Raw genomic sequence first — 18,897 nt, forward strand, 5'->3', positions numbered from 1 at the left:
CCCAAAGGGTCGGGTGGGGGTGGTGACGTTTGCGCGACGGTCTTCGAAGCAAGCGTACACGTCACCACCCCCATCCGCCCGCTAACGCGGGCACCTTCCCCGCAAGGGGGAAGGAGGGTGCGAGCTCGGCCCGCCAGGATAGAGGCAACGTAAAGCGCCGATATTTCAATGATATAAAAAAGGGGAAAGAACATCTTGGCCGAACGGGGACAACCATTTTTCAAACAAAATTCAAAACCGCTCATCGCCACGGACGCCGAAAAGGCTGCGGCGCTGCTTGCCGATATGCGCGAAAAAGCGATCGAGGCCGATTGCCGGGGACTCTTGAAGCAACTCGGCAATCCCGCATCCGCAGCCTTCCTCTCGGCTGTCCTCGACCTCTCCCCCTTCATCCGCGAAATTCTCCTGCGCCGTCCAGCCCTTTTGGAAGCGCTCACCACAACGCCGCCCGAAGCTCGGCTGGAACAGCTTCTCGCCGAGGTCTCCGCCGCATGGAAAGAGGACGGCATCACCGAAACCACGCTCATGGCGTCCCTCCGCCAGTTGAAGCAGGAAGCCCATGTGCTGATCGCACTGGCCGACCTTGCCGGACTGTTCACCACCGCCGAAACCACCCTCTGGCTGACGCGGCTGGCCGAAAGCTCCATCCGCGCCGGTGTCTCCTTCCTGCTGCGCGAGGCCGATAGCGCGGGCAAGATCAATCTGCCCGACCGCGACAATCCCGAACAAGGCTGCGGCTGGATCGTGCTTGGCATGGGCAAGCTCGGCGCGCATGAGCTTAACTATTCCTCCGATGTCGACCTCATCGTCTTCATCGACGAAACCTCTGACGCCATCGGCGACCCGCTCGAATGCGTCGAGACCTTCTCGAGGCTGACACGGCGGCTCGTCCGCATCCTGCAGGACCGCACGGCGGATGGCTATGTCTTCCGCGTCGATCTGCGGCTGCGGCCCGATCCGGGGTCGACCCCGCTGGCGCTGCCGGTGGAATCGGCGCTGCATTATTACGAAGGGCGCGGCCAGAACTGGGAACGGGCGGCGATGATCAAGGCCCGTCCGGTGGCGGGCGATATCGCGGCGGGACGCAGGGTTCTGGCGGAACTCGCTCCCTATGTCTGGCGCAAATATCTCGATTATGCGGCGATTGCCGACATCCACTCCATCAAGCGCCAGATCCACGCCCATAAGGGGCTGGGCGACATCGCCGTGCGCGGCCACAACGTTAAGCTGGGCCGGGGCGGCATTCGCGAGATCGAGTTCTTCGTCCAGACCCAGCAATTGATCGCGGGCGGCCGGTTTCCCGAATTGCGCGGGAGCCAGACATTGCCCATGCTGGAGAAGCTTGCCGAGCGCGGCTGGATCACGCCGGAGGCGCGTGACGCGCTTGCGGCAAAATACACCTTCCTGCGCGATGTCGAGCACCGCATCCAGATGATCGCCGACGAGCAGACCCATGTGTTGCCGGAGGACGAGGAAGGCTTCTCCCGCGTCGCCCGCATGATGGGCTATGCGAGGCCGGAGGATTTTGCGAAGGATTTCCTCGCCGCGCTCGGCGTCGTGGAAAGCCATTACGCCGCCTTGTTCGAGCAGGCGCAGGAACTGGGCGGGGAGGGCGGCAATCTGGTTTTCACCGGTGATGTCGACGACCCCGGCACACTCGAAACGCTTTCCAGAATGGGCTTCCAGCGCCCCAGCGATATCTGCCGTGTCATCCGCACCTGGCATTTCGGACGCTACCGCGCAACGCGCTCGGCGGAAGCGCGCGAGCGCCTGACCGAGCTGACCCCGGCGCTCCTCAAAGCCTTCGGCGAGACCAAGCGGGCGGATGAGGCGCTCCTGCGCTTCGATGAATTGCTGAAGGGCCTGCCCGCCGGCATCCAGCTGTTCAGCCTGCTGCAATCGAACCCGCCCTTGCTCGGCCTGCTCGTGCTCATCATGAGCGCTGCACCGCGCCTCGCCGACATCATCACCCGCAAGCCGCATGTGTTCGACGGGCTGCTCGACCCGGCAATCTTTGCCGAAATGCCGACCCGCGCCTATCTGGAGGAGCGGCTGGAGAGCTTTTTGGGGCAGGGCAGAACCTATGAGGAAACGCTCGACCGCCTGCGCATCTTCGCCGCCGAGCACCGTTTCCTCATCGGCATACGCCTGCTGACCGGCGCCATCGACGGTCCGCGTGCGGGGCGGGCGTTCTCCGATCTTGCCGATCTGATGATCGGCAAGACGCTCGACGCCGTGCTGGAAGAGTTCAGCCGCCGCCACGGCAAAATTGCGGGCGGAAAGGTCGGCATTCTCGGCATGGGCAAGCTCGGCAGCCGCGAGCTGACCGCAGGCTCGGACATCGACCTGATCCTGCTCTACGACCATGACGAAGATGCCGAGGAATCCGACGGCGAAAAGCCGCTTGCGCCCTCGCAATATTATATCCGCATGACGCAGCGGCTGATCGCGGCCCTTTCCGCGCCAACGAGCGAAGGCGTGCTCTACGAAGTGGACATGCGCCTGCGTCCGTCAGGCAATAAGGGCCCCGTCGCCACCCACATCGCCTCTTTCAGCAAATACCAGCGCACTGAAGCATGGACCTGGGAGCACATGGCTCTGACCCGCGCCCGCGCCATCGCCGGTGACAAGGCGTTTCTCAATTGCATCGCAGGGGAAATCGACGCCATCCTCGCCCTACCGCGCGACCCGGCGAAAATCGCCAAGGATGTCGCCGAAATGCGCGCGCTGATCGAGGAGGAAAAGCCGCCGCGTGATATCTGGGATTTGAAGCTGAAGCCCGGCGGCATCATAGATCTGGAATTCATCGCGCAGTTCGCCGTGCTGACGGGGAATATGACCGGCGCGGAACACTCTACCGCCACCGAAAACGTTCTGCGCCACCTCGCGCCGTCGCTCGCCGGGCCCTCAATGGTGGACAATCTCACCGACGCGCATCGGTTTTACACCAATCTGAGCCAGACGATCCGCCTTTGTCTGACCGGCGAAGTCGAGCGCGATGACCTCCCGCCGGGGTTAGCTGATCTCCTCTGCCGCGCCGCCAATCTGCCGGATATCAAAAGCGTCGAGGCGCATCTAGATGAGGTGGGACGGGGGGTGCGGGGGTGTTTTGAGAGGACGGTGGGAAAGGTTGCATAATCGCTCCACAGCCGCCCGCGTCGCGTTCATGATGCGGGTATTCCATTGGGGGCGTCGATGAAAACCGTCACGGACATTGAAGAAAAAGAGGAGATCGGTCTGGTCGCTCCACAGGATAGCGAAGACGTTCCTTCCTGGGACGATTAAGGTTCGTCATATTTTGATGCTGTCAGTGCCAAGCGCCTTCGTGGTTCGAGGCAGTTCCCGCTGCGCCCTTCATCCTCATGGTGAGGTGCGGAGCAAAGCGGAGCCTCGAACCACGAGGGTGAAGGGATCGTTTGGCGCTGTTTATGAATGCCGGGCGCTCTATGCTGCCACGCTTTCGGGCTGCTGTACATCCTCCACAGGAATCCGTATCGACACGATGGTCCCGACCCCCTCGGTCGAGCGGATTTTCAGCGTGCCGCCGTGCAATCGCACCAGGGAGCGGGAAATCGCAAGGCCGAGCCCCGAGCCGGCATGGGATTTGGTGAACTGGTTTTCCACCTGCTCGAAGGGCTGACCGAGCTTCTTCAGCGCCGCCTTGGGAATGCCGCAGCCCGTATCCTCGATGGCGAGCACCAGGGCGGTGGCGGTCTTGCGGGCGCGCACGGAGATGCGTCCGCCTTCGGTGGTGAACTTCACCGCATTGGACAAGAGATTGATCAGCACCTGCTTGATTGCGCGGCGGTCGGCCTTCAGCGTCATCGTCTCGGCGATATTGGTCTGCACCGCGATTTTCTTTTCCTGCGCCTGCAGGGAAATCACCCGCACGGTCTCGCGGATCAGCGGGCATAGGTCGATTTCGCTGCGGTCGAGCGAGAAATGCCCCGCCTCGATCTTCGACATGTCGAGAATGTCGTTGATGACGTTGAGGAGATAGGTGCCGCTGGTGTGGATGTCGCGCACATATTCCTCATAGCGGTCGGAACCGAGCGGGCCGAAGGTGGCCTGGCTCATGATTTCCGAAAAGCCGATGATGGCGTTGAGCGGCGTGCGCAGCTCGTGCGACATGTTGGCGAGGAATTCTGACTTGGCGCGGTTGGCGCTTTCGGCGCGTTCCTTTTCGACGGCATATTTGCTGGCGAGTTCGGAGAGTTCGCGCACCCGGTCCTTCTCGCCTTTGCGGGCGAGGCTCAGATCGTGGATGGTTGCCATCAGGCGCCGCTCGCTGTCCACCAGCCGCTCCTGATGCAGCTTCAACTGGGTGATGTCGGTGCCGATGGAAACGAGACCGCCATCCTGCGTGCGCCGCTCGTTGACCTGCAGCCAGCGCCCGTCGGCCAACTGCCGCTCATAGGTCTGCGCGCCGCTGCGGTCGTTCTCATTGGCCATCCGCCGCTCGAACGAGAAGGGCCGCATCATCGCCTGGATTTCGTTGCGCGTCACGCCCGGCTTCAGCGCTTTGGCGGGAAGCCCTGCATATTCGTTGAACTTGCTATTGGACATGACCAGACGGTTGTTGGCATCCCACAGCACGAAGGCTTCCGAGATGTTCTCAATCGCCTCGCGGATGCGCATATCGGCCTCCGCGGTCGCCTGCGCGAAGCGGTGCTGCTCGCTGACGTCGAAGGCAATGCCGACCAGATGCATGTCGGTATCCTCCGCGATTTCGGCGCGCACGCGCATCCACACCCAATAGCCGTCCGCATGGCGCATGCGGAACACCTTGTCGAGCTGGCGGATGTCGCCCGCCGCCGCCTGCGTGGCAATCTCATAGAGGTCGCCGTCTTCCGGATTGATGATCGCCGCCACGTCGCCGAAGGAGAGAATGGCGTCATGGGCCTCATAACCCAGCATCTCATACATGGAGCGCGACCAGTACATGCGCCCGCGCGCCATGTCCCAATCCCACAGGCCGCAGCGCCCGCGCGCCAGCGCCAGATTAATGCGCCACTGAATCTGCTCGGAAATATGGTCCGCGTCGCGCGCCCGCGCCGCCTGGCTGAAATAGGCGTAGAGGATGGCCATCATCACCCCCGCCGTTCCCGCGAAAAGCGTGATGTTGAGCGAGACAATCCGCCGCCATTCGGCATAGATCGAGCTGTTCGGCTCCGCCGCCAGCACGGCGAGATTGCCGTTGGCGGTGCGGTTGAGCGCGGCGAGTGCTTCCTCGCCCGCAAATTTGATCCGCATCACGCCGGCCCGCTCGCCGAAAAGGAACAGCGGCTGTGCGTCCATGACCACGTTCTCGATGTTGCGCGCCTTCACGCTGTCCATGCCCGATGTGGCGAGGATGGCCGAAGCGCCGTCTGCCACGGCGATCCGCACCGATTGCGAAATAAGACCGCGCGAGCGGAAATCGGCGATAATGTTCTCGATATCAGCCGCCGAAAGTCCCTCGGTGCTGCCCGCCTTGGCGCGCGCGGCGGCCAGGCGGTCGATGGCGGCGGAAACATGCGTGGTGGCGAGCGCCAGCGCGGAGCGCGCATTGCGCTCGATATCCTCGCGCCAGGCCATGAGCGACAGCACGCGAGCCACGGCCAGCACGATCAGGAACAGGATGATCAGCGTCGGGATCGACCGCCGCAGCCACGGCTCGAGCCTTACGATTTTTTGATAGGCAGGGCCGGCGAGCAGACCCGCATGGCCGGAAAGCCCGGCGCGCGATCGTCTCTTGCCGGAGGCGTAATACCTCCCTGTCGGCGCGTCATACGCGTCCGCATTTGCCATCCCCTGGCCCCTCTAAGCTGGAACTTTCCCTTGAAAGCGATTCGGGACGCCGCACATCCGAACCAAGGCCAATGAATCAAAACCGATTCGGCCTGTCCAGTCTTTTAATAAAATTTTAATCAGAGCCGAGGGTGATTCGGGCAGGATGGTTGTGCTTTTAATGTAATTCTCGTAAAAAGGGAATTGGGTGTCGGGCGTGTTTGTGCCGTTTCGTTACAGCCGACATTTCTAAACGGAACGGTCGGCGCGCTGCAACACCCCCCTCTGTCCTGCCGGACATCTCCCCCTCAAGAGGGGAGATTGGCCTTCATTTATGACAACGCCTCATTCTGCAACGTTTGCGATTGACGAAAGCGGATCTCACAGCCAATCTCCCCCCTTGAGGGGGAGATGCCCGGCAGGGCAGAGGGGGTGTCTGGCGCTTCCGTCTAAACAGGAACCGCGTCCCACCTTTCACCCCAGCGTCCGCTCCACAATATCCCGCACGTCGGTAGACAGCTTCTGCGTCCCCGCGATTTCCGCCAGCGCGGCGCGGGCGTGTTCGCGCCTTACGGGCTCCAGCGAGCGCCAGGAGCGCAAGGCGGTCAGCAACCGCGCGGCGAGCTGCGGGTTCTGCGGGTCGATCTTAAGGATCGTTTCGGCGAAGAAGCGATAGGCCGCGCCATCGGCCCGGTTGAAGCCGGTCTGGTTGGCGCTGGCGAAGGCGCCGATGAGTGCGCGGGTGCGGTTGGGGTTGTCGAGCGAAAAGAGTGGATGGTTCATCAGCGCCTGCACCGTATCGAGCGTAGCCGCTCCGGGCCGCGTCGCCTGAATGCCGAACCATTTGTCCATCACCAGCGGGTCGCAGCCGAATCGCGCCTCGAAAGCGGCAAGCGCCTGCCGGGCACCGTCGCTCTCGCCGAAATGATGAACGACGATGCCCAAGGCCATCGCCCGGTCGGTCATGTTGTCCGCCGCATGGAACTGAGCCGCCGCCCGCGCCGGATCGTCTTCCGCGACGCTCAAATAATTGAGCAGCGTGTTGCGTAGGGCCCGGCGTCCCGCGCTTTCCGCATCGGGCGAGAAGGGACCTGTACCCGCTAGCTTTTCATAAAGCGCGGCGAACGGCGCGGCATGTGCTTGCGCAATCGCCTTAACGAGCGTCTCTCGGCTTGCCAATATCGCGTCCGGATCGATGTCGCTGCCGATCTCGCGGGCAATGTCGCTCTCGCCGGGAAGCGTCAGGCAAAGGGCGCGGAAGGCAGGGTCGAGCGTCTCGTCCGCCGCGATACTGCCCATGAGCGCGACGATTTCGCCGTTGACCGAAGGCGCTTTGCCGCCCCGCGCCTGCTTGACCCCGACCATCAGCGCGCCGGTCAGGAGCTCGGTCAGCGCCTGCCAGCGCCCGACCGGGTCGCCGTCATGGAGCGCCAGGAAGGTGAGGTCCTCATGCGGCAATTCGCTTGTGAGCGTCACAGGAGCGGAAAAGCCGCGCAGGAGCGACGGAACGGGCCGCTCGGAAATGCCGGTGAAGCGCACCATCTCCTTCCGCTGGCGCAGATGGATGACATTCCCGGTCACCTCCATGCCTTCAGCGGAAGCCGGCGTGATCTCTCTCCCGTCAGGCCCGATGAGGCCGAATTCGATGGGGATGTGCATCGGCTTCTTGCGGCTCTGGCCGGGCGTGGCCTTCAGCGACTGCTCGAATTCGATGGTGAACGTTTTCGCCGCCGGATCGAAATCATAGCTCACCGAGAGGTTCGGCGTGCCCGCCTGCTCGTACCAGAGCGCGAACTGGCTCAAATCCCGGCCCGAGGCGTCGGCGAACGCCTTGAGGAAATCCTCGATCGTCGCCGCCTCGCCATCATGGCGCTCGAAATAAAGGTCCATCCCCTTGCGGAAGAGGTCAGGCCCCAGGATGGTGCGGATCATGCGCACCACCTCCGAGCCCTTTTCGTAGACCGTCGCTGTGTAGAAATTGTTGATCTCGCGATATTGCCGCGGGCGCACCGGATGGGCGAGGGGGCCTGCATCTTCAGGGAATTGATGTGCCTTCAGCGTCTTCACCTCGGCGATGCGCTTGACCGCGCGCGAACGCATGTCGGCGGAGAACTCATGGTCGCGGAAGACGGTCAGCCCTTCCTTGAGGCAAAGCTGAAACCAGTCGCGGCAGGTGATGCGGTTGCCGGTCCAGTTGTGGAAATATTCATGCGCGATGACGGCCTCGATGCCGGCATAGTCCGTATCGGTCGCGGTCTCGGCGTCGGCCAGCACATATTTGTCGTTGAAAACGTTGAGGCCCTTGTTCTCCATCGCGCCCATGTTGAAGTCCGACACGGCAACGACATTGAAGACATCGAGATCATATTCGCGCCCAAACACCTCCTCGTCCCATTTCATTGAGCGCTTGAGCGCGTCCATGGCATAGAGCGCGCGCGATTCCTTGCCGTGCTCGACATAGATCGCAAGATCGACCGCGCGGCCCGAGCGGGTGGTGAAGCGGTCGGTTATGAAGTCAAGATCGCCTGCAACCAGCGCGAAGAGGTAGGACGGCTTCGGATGCGGGTCGTGCCACACGGCGAAATGCCTGCCGCCGTCGAGGTCGCCGCTGTCCACCGGATTGCCGTTCGAAAGCAGCACGGGCGCTTCCGTCTTCCGGGCTTCGACACGCACCGTATAGACGGAGAGCACATCCGGCCGGTCGAGATAATAGGTGATGCGCCGAAACCCTTCCGCCTCGCATTGTGTGCAATAGACGCCGCTAGACCGGTAAAGGCCCATGAGCTGGCGGTTGGTGGTCGGGTTGATTTCAGTGACGATTTCGACGGTAAAGCGCTTTTCCTCAGGCAGCGCGGTGATTTCCAGCCGCTCCGGCGTCGCTTGATAGCCGTTCTCGCCAGGCGCACCGTTGACGGTGAGGCTGACCAGCGTCAATTCGTCGCCGTCGAGCACCAACGGCGCACCCACAGCTACGCCCTCGCGCCTTTCGATCGTGAGGGTTGCGCGGACGATGGTTCGCTCCGGATCGAGTTCGAAGACGAGCGCTGTCTCGGGAATCAGATAATCCGTCGGACGGTAATCCTCGAGACGGAAGGTCTGGCCGGTATCCGTGCGCATCGTCATTTCCTTATGTCATGTTCCCTGCGGTGTTCCTAAAGCATTTGTGTAGAAATGGAAACGCTGGCGCGGCCGCTCGGGTCCTCCCTCCCCGCAAGGGGAGGGAAGGTGCGAATTCCCACTGGCATTCCTAATGAATGCGGCCTATGGAGAATCAAACCCGCCCGCGTCATATGCTCCTTGAGGACTAATGCCTTGAACGCTTCCTCGCGCCCGGAGCCTGTCGAAACCCGTGCCGAACCGAACGTCATGGTGGGCATCGGCTTCAAGGTCGCCTCCGTCTGTATTTTCGTCGCCATGTCGAGCCTGCTGAAGGGGGCGGATGGCATTCCGGTCGGGCAGCTTGTCTTCTTCCGGTCCTTCTTCGCCATCTTCCCCATCGTCGCCTATCTGGCCTTCACCCATCAGCTGAAGGGCGTGTTCCGCACCAATGAGCGTTTCAGCCATGTCTGGCGCGGGCTGGTCGGTGTTTCCTCCATGAGCTTCAGCTTCTTTGCGCTGACCAAGCTACCTTTGCCCGAGGCCATCGCGCTCAATTACGCCGCGCCGCTCTTCGTCGTCGTGTTCAGCGCGATTCTCCTGCACGAGGCGGTGCGCATCTACCGCTGGAGCGCGGTGGTGATCGGCCTTCTGGGCGTGCTGGTCATCCTGTGGCCCCGCATGACCGTGCTGACGAGCGGGGAGATCGGCGTCGACGAGACGCTGGGCGCGCTCGCGGCCCTGACCGGCGCGGGCCTCAGCGCCATTGCTATGCTGCTGGTGCGCCGCCTCGTCCAGACGGAGCGCACGCCCACCATCGTCATCTATTTCTCGCTGACCTCGACCATCATGGCGCTGTTCAGCCTGCCTTTCGGCTGGGTGATGCCGACGCCCGCCCAGGCGGCGATGCTGGTGGGGGCGGGGTTCGCCGGCGGCGTGGCGCAGATCTTCCTCACCCAATGCTATCGCTATGCGGAAATGTCCACCATCGCGCCCTTCGAATACACCTCGATGCTGCTCGGCCTCGCCATCGGCTATCTGATCTTCGGCGAGGTCCCGACCATGCAGATGATCGTAGGCAGTACCATCGTCATCGGCGCGGGCATCTTCATCATCTATCGCGAGCACCGGCTCGTGGTGGCGGAGCGCAACAAGAGAGCGCAGGCGGCGGGGAGGATATCCTGACTTAAGTCTCGCTGCGCGGATCGAGCTGCGACGTCTCGGGAGTCGGCTGTATTTCCGCTGCCTGGAACTTGAAATCCGTCTTCTGATCGGCGGGTGTCGTGGCGCTGCGCCGCATGATCCGCCATAAGGCGTGACCGCCATAGAATGTGTAGGCGAGCGCCATGGTGATGAAAAGGCCCTGAGGGCCGGTGGCATCCATCAGCCGGCCCGCGATTTGCGGCCCCATCATGCTGCCCGCGCCGTAAACGATCAGTAAGCCGCTCGATATCTTCACAAACTCGCTGGCATCGGCGGAATCGTTCGCATGCGCCGTGTTGAGGCTGTAGATCGAATAGAGCACCGAGCCGAACAGAAACATCATCGCATAGATGAGCCATCCCGGCCCGGGGTGAAGCAACACCATCGCGGCGGAAAGCACGAGGCCGATAATGCCGGCCACCACCATGACGTAGCGCCTGTCCACGAAATCCGAGGCGCGCCCGAGCGGATATTGAAAGATCGCGCTGCCGATCATCGCGGTGGCGAGCATGGTAGCGATGCCGAAGGTGGAAAGCCCGATCTGTTTGCCATAGACCGGCGCGAGAAACCCCCACGCCCCCGCGATGATTCCGGCGAGGAGCGAGCCCACCACGGCAGCGGGCGAGCGGCGGTAAAGGCCCGGAAGATCGAGCGAAACTCGTGTCAGCGGCCTCGGTGACTGCGCGTTGGAAAGCGCCGTCGGGATGAGCGCGCTCGCATAGATCAGCGCGCAGACGATGAAGAGCGTCTGCGTTGCCGGGTCGCCGAAGGGCAGGATATATTGCCCGGCGAGCAGCCCCACCATCGAGACGATCATATAAACGGAAAAGACCATGCCGCGCGTTTCGTTGACGACGCGCTCGTTGAGCCAGCTTTCGACAATCATATAGCCGCCCGCCAGCGAGAACCCGGCGATGCCGCGAAACACCATCCAGGCGATGGGATCGATGATCAGCGCATGAAGCAGCAGCGACATGCTGAGCAGCGTCAGGAGCACGGAGAACACCCGCACATGGCCGACGCGGCGCACCAGCCGGGGAACGATGAGGCAGCCGAGCGTGAAGGCGAGCGCATAGGATGTTCCCATCCAGCCGATGGCTGTCGGCGACCAGCCATCGAGCCCCGCGCGTAGCGGCAGAAGAATGCCCGCAAGCCCACCGCCCGTCAGCATAAGGAACGTGCTGAAGAGCAGCGCGGCAATCGGCAGGAGTTGGCCAGCCATGGAAGACCTCGATCAAGACAAGGCACGGAGAATAAAGGAAAAATCGCCCTGCCACGCAAGAGTTTGCGACGCGGATGATGGCGGAATTCCGACAGGGTGCTTAGCGATGATCGATGACGATTGGATGGCGGGGTTGACGCGCAGGCGCGTGCGTCCTGAGCCGGCTTCCCAATTGCGTTTGACGGAATCGCGAGACCCCCCTCTGCCCCGCCGGGCATCTCCCCCTCAAGGGGGAGATTGGCTGACATTACCCTCCGCTGCCCATTCTGCGATGTTTGCGATTGGTGCCGCCCATCGATGAAGGCGTAATCTCCCCCCTTGTGGGGGAGATGCCCGGCAGGGCAGAGGGGGGTATCAATGGCGCCGCCAGAAAGCGTCGCGGAGCGCGCGCCTCTACCGCACCTCCAGCACCTTCACGCACGAGTCGAGATCGTTGGTCGCCAGATGGGCGTAGCGCATGGTCATCTGCAGGGTCTGGTGGCCGAGCCACATCTGCACGCGGCGGATGTCGATCCCGCCGCGCACCAGCCGCGAGGCGCAGGTGTGGCGCAGGATGTGCGGCACCACCTGGTCGTCCCGGCCGAGGCCCACCTCCAGCTTCGCCTCGTTCCAGATCGCCCGGTAGCGGATCTGGTTGAGCATCGAGAACGGGCCTTTCAGCTTTTCGTGGGGGATGTCGAGCACCTTGCGCACCCGCCGGGTCAAAGGCACGGTGCGGCTGCGGTTGGACTTGGTGAACCAGAAGGTGACGCGATGATCCTGAATGTCGTTCCAGGTGAGGCCGATAGCCTCGCCCAGGCGGCAGCCCGTATCGACCAGGAAGATGGAGAGGCGGTAGCTGTCCTCGCACCGGCTTCGGATGGCCGCAAACAGGCGCTGCTCTTCCTCATATTCGAGAAAGCGGATGCGTCCCGCCCGCTCTTTCTGGCGGATGAACTCCGGCAGGCTGAAGATTTCGCCCATCTTATACGCCTTTCGCAGCAGCTTGCTCAGCGCCGCCATCTTTCTGTTGATGGTGGCATTGCTATTGCCGCGTTCGCGAAGCGTACCGATGACCCGGTCGAGCATTTCCTGGCTGAAGCCGCTGAACCGCTCGCCTTTTAGAATCTCATCGATCTCGCCGAGGAAGGATTTCACATTATATTTGTGGGAACCGTCGTCCCAGAGAATGTTGATATACCTTCGTGTCAGCTCGGCGAGCGAATGCTGATTGACCAGTCTGTGGGTGGAACCTTGGGAAGACGTATAGTTGAGATTATATCCTAATATAGGATTGTATATCTCACCGTTCCCGATGGAATTGCTTTTCATAACAACCATCATTGCCTCCCAAAATACAAAGTATTGGAGGAATGGTTAACGGATGTATTAACGAAAAACAAGTCGAGTTTACTTATGCTTTGTATTGGCATCATCCATTTTCCCGCATCCAACGAAATAACCCACCTCTCGTTGGTACTTCCCCCAAATTCTTTCAAAGCTTCAGTTGTCTATTCATCACCTCACATCTTGGCTTCGACATTCGCTTTCACTTTCGTGAACGCATGATCAGGAAAGAAACGCCGGGGAGATTCTCCGGCGTTCCCTTGCATGATTCTTAGAACGAGCGCTGGAAGCGGAGGATACCGCCCCAATAATCATCCTTGCCGCCGGTAAGCTCCTTGGATTCCTTGACGTAGAGGACCTCAGGCGTGATGGTCAGGCCGGGCACGAGCTCGTAGGCCACGTTGGCCGCCACGGCCATCTCCTCGAAATCGTCATAGGAGAACTGGGCGTTGAAGGAGGTCTGCTGGTTGAACTGGTAGCTGCCGCCGACCCAGACGATCCAATCCCCGCCCCAGGAGGCGTAGAAATTCTCACGATAGTGCGCGAGGCTGCCTTCGGACTGCCAGCCGCCCATGAGCCACAGCGAGATGGCGTCGGTGACGTTGATGTCCGCGCGGGCCTTGATCGCGTACTCTTCCATATTGGCGTCGTAGGCGCCGGCGACGCCGAACGAACCCCAGCCCTGCGCCCATTTGGCGCCGACCACGACATGCGGCGTATAGCTATCGATCGTGTACCAGCCTTCGCCCTGTTCGAGCGAGACGATGGCCGAGATGCCGTTGCCGGCGGTAAAGGTGTAGCTGATGAGGGTGGTGTCGTAGCCCTGATTCTCCAGCGTATCGTCGTTGATGACGGCGCCGGCATAGCCGAGGAAGGTGCGGAACGCGGTTTCGTCCTTACCGATGCGCAGGCCGCCCAGCTCGATATAGGCGAAGTTAAGCGTCACCGGATCGTTCTCCGCCCAGGCGCCCCAGCCTCTGTCGCGCTGATAGACTTCCTCCATGAAATCCGAGTCGTTGTAGTTTGTGTCCCACTGGAAGCGGGTCTCGGTATAAGTGCGCAGCGTGCCCAGCTCGGTCTCGGAGGCGGTGTGCGTGCGTAGCGCGAAACGCAGGCGCTTGTTCCAGGTGTCGTGATAGTCACGCACCGCGTCTTCAGGGAGGGGGCCCGGATTGCTGGGATCAAGCGGACGGTTGTCCCTGCGGTCGATTGCGGTCACTCCCAGCGCATCGCCGACGCCGATGTCGTAACGCAGATAGCCGGAGATACGAAAGCAGGTCTGGGTGCCCGGAATATAGAAATAGCCGGCGCCATAGGCGTCGCAGACCCGGACAAATTCGACGGGCTCAGCCTCGGCGGCGACGACAGCGTCGGCGGCCTGAGCGCCGGAGACCGCGGCAAGAGCCGCAGCGGAGCCGAGAAGAAGGCTCTTGATGTTCATTTTCTGACCTCCAGTCTAGAATCGGAGGCAGGCGAAAAACATAAGACAAATCAATCAATTAACAATTTATGCCCTAATGCGGCCATCTTTCCGCCCCGCCGGTTCCGGTCACGCGCCGCTGCGCCCTGTGGATGAAATTCCGTCCTATCAGCCGCAAATCGCTTGAACTGCCGTGCTTTACCGGCTATCTCGCCCTTACCGGAGAGGTGGCCGAGTGGTCGAAGGCGCTCCCCTGCTAAGGGAGTAGACCTCAAAAGGGTCTCGTGGGTTCGAATCCCATCCTCTCCGCCACCCTACGCCCTTCGGGCTTCGGGTGGCAGGCCACCAAATCATCATCTTCTTCTACATATACAGTGAAGCGTCACGCGATGGCGTCATTCTCGGGCTCGTCCCGAGAACCTGCCAAGGGTGAAGCGAGGAGCTGGGGTGCCGATACGGGCAAGCGAGAGCGTAGGATTAGAACAAGCCCGAGGGATGATGGCAGGTCTAATGTCCCATGGGCGTCTGCGGACTCTCCGCCGCTGCAGCTCTAATGGAAAGGCGGAATCATCGGTCCACTTCCGTCATTCCCGTGCTCGTCACGGGAATCCATGCCTCAGCCTCCCCGCCATCACAACGGTACAGGGACTCCGTTCCCCCTCGATTCCCCTCTTTTAAGGGATGAGTCGCCTGGAAAACGCCCCGATTCCGGCCCTCGCATATTAATAACCTCTAAACATCTCGCCTTCCCCACGGCAATTTCGTGTCTTTTCTGCAACAATGGGTGGGCATAGAGCGGGGTATAACTTAAGCGAACGCTATTGGGTGTTGAAACGCGAAACCCGGCGAGTATGGTCACCCAAGAAGAAGGAGCGCTTCGGGGCGACTTTTTCGAGGGGATGGGGACAGGTTGTCCTTCAGCCAAATCAGAATGCCCAGACCCATTTTTAACTTTGACTGGAGGTCAGAAAATGAACATCAAGAGCCTTCTTCTCGGCTCCGCTGCGGCGCTCACCGCAGTCTCCGGCGCTCAGGCCGCCGACGCCGTCGTCGCCGCCGAGCCGGAACCCGTTGAATACGTTCGCGTTTGCGACGCTTACGGCGCTGGTTACTTCTACATTCCGGGCACCGAAACCTGCCTGCGCATCTCGGGCTATGTCCGTTTTGACGTTGGTGGCGGCGACAACCTCGGCGCGGTCAACATTGATCGTCAGGACGGTGATCTGAACGACACCTGGAACATCCGCACGCGCTTTACGCTGCGTACGCATACGGCTTCCGAGACCGAACTCGGCACGCTGCGTACCTTCACCGAGACCCGTTTCCAGTACGACACCAACGCCAAGACCCGTACTGAATATGTTCTGCTTCCTGATGGCAGCATAGACACGGTTGACGTTTTTGACGGTACTCAGGCTGAGTTCGAGTCGCCGACGATCAACTTCGCTTACATCGAACTGGGCGGCCTGCGCCTCGGTAAGGACGAAACCGCGTTCCGTACCTTCCTCGGCTATGCCGGTAACGTCATCAACGACGATACGCTGGAGTCGGAAGGCTACGACACCAACCTCATCAGCTATACCTTCACGGCTGGCAATGGCTTCTCGGCTGTTGTCTCGCTCGAACAGGGTGGTGATGACTACACCATCGACAGCTACACCCCGCATGTCGTCGCCGGTCTGAAGTACGCTCAGGGCTGGGGCTCGGTCGGTATCGTCGGTGGCTATGACGCCAACTACGAAGAGTGGGCGGTCAAGGCTCGCGCTGACATCAATGTCAACGATGCCTTCTCCTTCTTCGTGATGGGTGCGTGGCGTTCGGACGGCGAAGTCGAAAACCGCGGCAACAACTTCTACGCTTCTTGGGGCGGCGACTGGATCGGCTGGGTCGGCGCGAGCTACAAGTTCAACGACAAGGCGACCGCCAACCTGCAGGTTTCGTATGACGAAGCCGAGGAACTCGCTGTTGCCGCCAACGTTGCTTACCAGCTCGTTCCCGGCTTCACGATCACTCCGGAACTTCTCTACACGAAGAACTCCGAAGACTTCGCCGGCAACGACGACGATTACTGGGGTGGCATGGTCCGCTTCCAGCGCTCGTTCTAATCCAGTCCGGATTGGTTCAAAGAAGCCCGGCAACGAAAGTTGCCGGGTTTTTATTTGAGTTTTAGTCAGGAATATCTTTTTGTCTCGTTATTTAAGTTTATAATTATTGTATAAAACGCAACACATGGTGGCTTTCCACAGCTTTAATAAGTAAAAACCTCTCTATCTAATCTTGATATCCTCAGGTTTTTCGGCAAAGGTTCGGCTCTCCTGCTTCGCAATACATTTCGAATCCACTTCGGAATCTGCGGGAGGCGTTCTCGTGCTTGTATCGGTATGCGTATTCACGGGCGTTATTTGACGAGAGACAGGAGAGGGCTCATGAAAAGCTGGCTTTGGCCCGGCGTTGCGACGACGACCGTATTGACGGCGCTTGCCACATGGTTCGGCGCGGGGCCGGTCCAACACGATCTCGTATCCCGCGCCTCGGCGGCGCTTGTCGGAAACAATCAGCCCTGGGCGACGGTCGATGCCGATGGCCGGGACCTGACCTTGCGGGGCACCGCGCCGGACGAACCGGCGCAGGCCGCCGCCGCCCAGGTCGTTTCGGCGGTGCCCGGCGTTCGCGCCGTGGACAATCAAACCGTTCTTCCCCCGCTATCGCAGCCTTTCACCTTCCGCGCCATCAAGACCGGCGACGGCGTTACCCTGACCGGCGATGTGCCGCCCGGGCCTGCGCGCATGGAGATCGTGGCTCTCACCGAGCGCGCCGTGCCGGGCATCCGAGTCGTCGATGATATGTCGGTCGCGCGGGGCGCTCCGGAGGGCTTCCCAGCCCTCGTAGGCTTCGCGCTCGCTCAGCTTGCCGATCTGAAGGAGGGCGAGGTGGCGGTCAGCGGAGTCGATTACTCGGTCAGGGGCAGCGCCGCCGGGCGCGATGCCTATGAACGGCTGACCGCAGCCGTCGCCGGCGTGCTGCCGGGACAGGGTCGGCTCGCTTCCGCCCGCATCGCACCGCCTTCGAATTAATTCATCCATAATACTTAATTTCTATAGTTAAGAAACGTGGATGAATAAGTAAAAATATTTCGAAACGGAGTTTCTGTGTTATTTTACTTTTGACGAATCGCGAGGGATTGAGATGGAGTATCTTATAAATACATTCTGGCTCGTTCTGCTTGTTGCGTTTTGTATAGGCCTTTACGTCGGATTGAAGACGCCGGACGGAGATCTTGTGTAAGGGGCCCAGTGAATCATTGCGTTCGTGAGGTGCGTTTCCTGCGCGTCGGTTGGCTGCGCGGATATGTGCCGGGCATGATCTATGACCGGAGGCTGATGCGGCAAAGCAGGCTTACCGACAGGGTCATGATGAGGAAAGAAATCGTCAGTCAAAAAGTTGTCGGTGCCGAATAAGGCCTTCCGCCTGAAGGAGATGTCCGCATGTTGTTGCTCATCGTTCAATTGGCCATACTGATTGCTGTTGCATTTGTAGTGGGTTGCATCATCGGATCATTGTATAGGCGCTACAAGGCCACGCAGAGCGGCCGCACCGCGGCGTCGCCCGCCCTGGCCCTTCCATATTCTCCAAGGACAGCCGGCGCCGCGCGGGCTGTCAAATCCGCTGCCCCGACCGCCTCCCAAAAACCCGGCAGGTCCCGAACCGCGAGCGCAAAGGCGCCAACAAGGCCCGCACCGGCGGCAAAGGTTGCGCCATTGCGCGCCCCGGCTGGAAGGACGGTGGCCGACGCCGCCAAAGCCGCCGCCTCGGCCGTGGCCTCCGTCAGCGCATCGGTGATCCCCTTGGCGAAAACCGCTGCCAAGCCCGCGGCACCCGCCCCATCGGCTGCGCCCGCCCCGGGTGCAAAGGCAAAGCAGGCTGCGTCGTCCGCGGCCAGGCAGGCCTTGCCATCTGGCGCGGTCACGCCGGTATCACCTCCGCTGCTTAAAGCGCCGCGCGGCGGCAAGGCCGATAATCTGACGCTGATCGACGGTGTGGGCGACAAGCTCGAGAAGGATCTGAACAGCCTCGGCATCTTCCATTTCTCCCAGGTCGCTGCCTGGACACCGGCGGAAATTGCCTGGGTCAATCGCAAGATCGGCTTTCCTGGCCGCGTCGAACGGGAAAACTGGGCCGGGAAGGCGGCGCTCCTGGCATCGGGCGTGCGCACCACTTTCTCCAAGCGCGTGGAGGCGGGCAAGGTCAAGACCAGCCATCGCAGCCGAGGCGGCGCCGCGAAGACCGCTGCTCGGGCCCTGTCGTCCAATACGCCCTCGACATCCGCGAGCCCTTCCTCGTCCTCGCGCCCGGCATCGCCCTCCAGCGTCACGCGCGCCGTCGCGTCGGATGTGAGCCGCGCCGCAACCTCGGCAGGCCAGGCGGTCTCCGCCGCTGCGGCGTCAGCCGAAAAGAGCGTAGTTGGCGCAGCGAAGACCGTTGCCTCCGCCGCCAAATCCGCTGCCACCACCCCTGCCTCGGCCGTCAAGGCGGGCGCGGCCAAAGCCTCCACCACCGCCGCCAAATTGGTCACCGGCGCCTCCGCCCCGGCAGCGGTCAATACAGCCGCACCCGCCATAAAAGCCGCCGCCTCCACGGTGACGGCAGCGGTCGTGAAAGCCGAGACGGCGGTGAAGAAGGCTGAAACGGCGGTGAAATCGGCGGCCAGATCCACGACGCGCAAGCCGTCGGGAAAGAAATAGATTGCGCGCTGCGCCAAGTACCCTCCTCACCGTCCGCTCCGCGGCCACCTCTCCCCCACTTACGTAGGGGAGAGGAGCGCAAGGCTGGATAGCTTGGCGCTCCTCGCCCCGCTTTACGG

11 protein-coding genes and 1 tRNA gene are annotated in these 18,897 nt (G+C 61.5%); 6 read left to right on the forward strand and 6 right to left on the reverse strand.

From position 1 onward, the window contains the following. Positions 1 to 195: 195 nt before the first annotated feature. Positions 196 to 3,138 carry a bifunctional [glutamine synthetase] adenylyltransferase/[glutamine synthetase]-adenylyl-L-tyrosine phosphorylase gene (locus tag ACOWVG_RS02615; protein ID WP_420959921.1) on the forward strand — a complete coding sequence of 981 codons (2,943 nt, stop codon included), beginning with the start codon at positions 196 to 198 and terminating at the stop codon, positions 3,136 to 3,138. Positions 3,139 to 3,444: 306 nt separating this feature from the next. Here the strand turns inward: ACOWVG_RS02615 and ACOWVG_RS02620 are convergent, their stop codons facing one another. Together ACOWVG_RS02620 and pepN are read right to left on the reverse strand one after the other, a co-directional pair. Continuing rightward, positions 3,445 to 5,790: a PAS domain-containing sensor histidine kinase gene (locus ACOWVG_RS02620; RefSeq protein WP_420959922.1), complete on the reverse strand. Its 2,346-nt coding sequence runs from the start codon at positions 5,788 to 5,790 to the stop codon at positions 3,445 to 3,447. Positions 5,791 to 6,243: 453 nt separating this feature from the next. Then, positions 6,244 to 8,886 (reverse strand): aminopeptidase N, encoded by a 2,643-nt coding sequence (gene pepN, locus ACOWVG_RS02625; RefSeq protein ID WP_420959923.1) that lies wholly within the window; start codon positions 8,884 to 8,886, stop codon positions 6,244 to 6,246. A 195-nt stretch (positions 8,887 to 9,081) separates the two neighbouring features. On the opposite strand from pepN, the gene ACOWVG_RS02630 reads away from it, so the two are divergent. Beyond that, positions 9,082 to 10,050, forward strand: a complete 969-nt coding sequence (locus ACOWVG_RS02630; RefSeq protein ID WP_420959924.1) for a DMT family transporter — start codon at positions 9,082 to 9,084, stop codon at positions 10,048 to 10,050. 1 nt (position 10,051) lies between these two features. On the opposite strand, the gene ACOWVG_RS02635 is transcribed toward ACOWVG_RS02630, so the two are convergent. The 3 genes from ACOWVG_RS02635 to ACOWVG_RS02645 form a co-directional block, all read right to left on the reverse strand. Next, entirely contained in the window at positions 10,052 to 11,290 is a 1,239-nt protein-coding gene (locus tag ACOWVG_RS02635; protein WP_420959925.1) for an MFS transporter, read from the reverse strand. Positions 11,291 to 11,683: 393 nt separating this feature from the next. Next, positions 11,684 to 12,601 (reverse strand): tyrosine-type recombinase/integrase, encoded by a 918-nt coding sequence (locus ACOWVG_RS02640; RefSeq protein WP_420959926.1) that lies wholly within the window; start codon positions 12,599 to 12,601, stop codon positions 11,684 to 11,686. 286 nt (positions 12,602 to 12,887) lie between these two features. Further along, a complete protein-coding gene (locus tag ACOWVG_RS02645; RefSeq protein ID WP_420959927.1) occupies positions 12,888 to 14,057 on the reverse strand; it encodes a porin in 1,170 nt (389 codons plus the stop codon). 200 nt (positions 14,058 to 14,257) lie between these two features. Between ACOWVG_RS02645 and ACOWVG_RS02650 the strand changes: the two genes are divergently transcribed. The 3 genes from ACOWVG_RS02650 (at position 14,258) to ACOWVG_RS02660 (ending at position 17,110) form a co-directional block, all read left to right on the forward strand. Further along, positions 14,258 to 14,348: transfer RNA gene (locus tag ACOWVG_RS02650), tRNA-Ser, on the forward strand. Between the two features lie 659 nt (positions 14,349 to 15,007). Next, positions 15,008 to 16,141 (forward strand): porin, encoded by a 1,134-nt coding sequence (locus ACOWVG_RS02655; protein WP_420959928.1) that lies wholly within the window; start codon positions 15,008 to 15,010, stop codon positions 16,139 to 16,141. A 321-nt stretch (positions 16,142 to 16,462) separates the two neighbouring features. After that, on the forward strand, positions 16,463 to 17,110 hold the full coding sequence (locus tag ACOWVG_RS02660) for a BON domain-containing protein (RefSeq protein ID WP_420959929.1): 648 nt from the start codon (positions 16,463 to 16,465) through the stop codon (positions 17,108 to 17,110). A gap of 494 nt (positions 17,111 to 17,604) precedes the next feature. Here the strand turns inward: ACOWVG_RS02660 and ACOWVG_RS02665 are convergent, their stop codons facing one another. Then, positions 17,605 to 18,003 (reverse strand): hypothetical protein, encoded by a 399-nt coding sequence (locus ACOWVG_RS02665; RefSeq protein WP_420959930.1) that lies wholly within the window; start codon positions 18,001 to 18,003, stop codon positions 17,605 to 17,607. Here ACOWVG_RS02665 and ACOWVG_RS02670 point away from each other — a divergent pair. Further along, positions 17,984 to 18,778 (forward strand): hypothetical protein, encoded by a 795-nt coding sequence (locus ACOWVG_RS02670; protein ID WP_420959931.1) that lies wholly within the window; start codon positions 17,984 to 17,986, stop codon positions 18,776 to 18,778. The two genes, ACOWVG_RS02665 and ACOWVG_RS02670, sit on opposite strands and share 20 nt — an antisense overlap. Positions 18,779 to 18,897: the final 119 nt, after the last annotated feature.

It is taken from the genome of Brucella sp. IR073, from assembly GCF_049065735.1.
In the GTDB taxonomy this organism is placed as follows: Bacteria; Pseudomonadota; Alphaproteobacteria; order Rhizobiales; family Rhizobiaceae; genus Paramesorhizobium.

What these genes read in the sequence shown, in the direction of transcription:
- ACOWVG_RS02645 (WP_420959927.1), bottom strand. Translation starts at nt 14,057, where the DNA reads ATGAACATCAAGAGCCTTCTTCTCGGCTCCGCTGCGGCTCTTGCCGCG.
- ACOWVG_RS02620 (WP_420959922.1), bottom strand. Translation starts at nt 5,790, where the DNA reads ATGGCAAATGCGGACGCGTATGACGCGCCGACAGGGAGGTATTACGCC.
- pepN (WP_420959923.1), bottom strand. Translation starts at nt 8,886, where the DNA reads ATGCGCACGGATACCGGCCAGACCTTCCGTCTCGAGGATTACCGTCCG.
- ACOWVG_RS02635 (WP_420959925.1), bottom strand. Translation starts at nt 11,290, where the DNA reads ATGGCTGGCCAACTCCTGCCGATTGCCGCGCTGCTCTTCAGCACGTTC.
- ACOWVG_RS02640 (WP_420959926.1), bottom strand. Translation starts at nt 12,601, where the DNA reads ATGAAAAGCAATTCCATCGGGAACGGTGAGATATACAATCCTATATTA.
- ACOWVG_RS02655 (WP_420959928.1), top strand. Translation starts at nt 15,008, where the DNA reads ATGAACATCAAGAGCCTTCTTCTCGGCTCCGCTGCGGCGCTCACCGCA.
- ACOWVG_RS02660 (WP_420959929.1), top strand. Translation starts at nt 16,463, where the DNA reads ATGAAAAGCTGGCTTTGGCCCGGCGTTGCGACGACGACCGTATTGACG.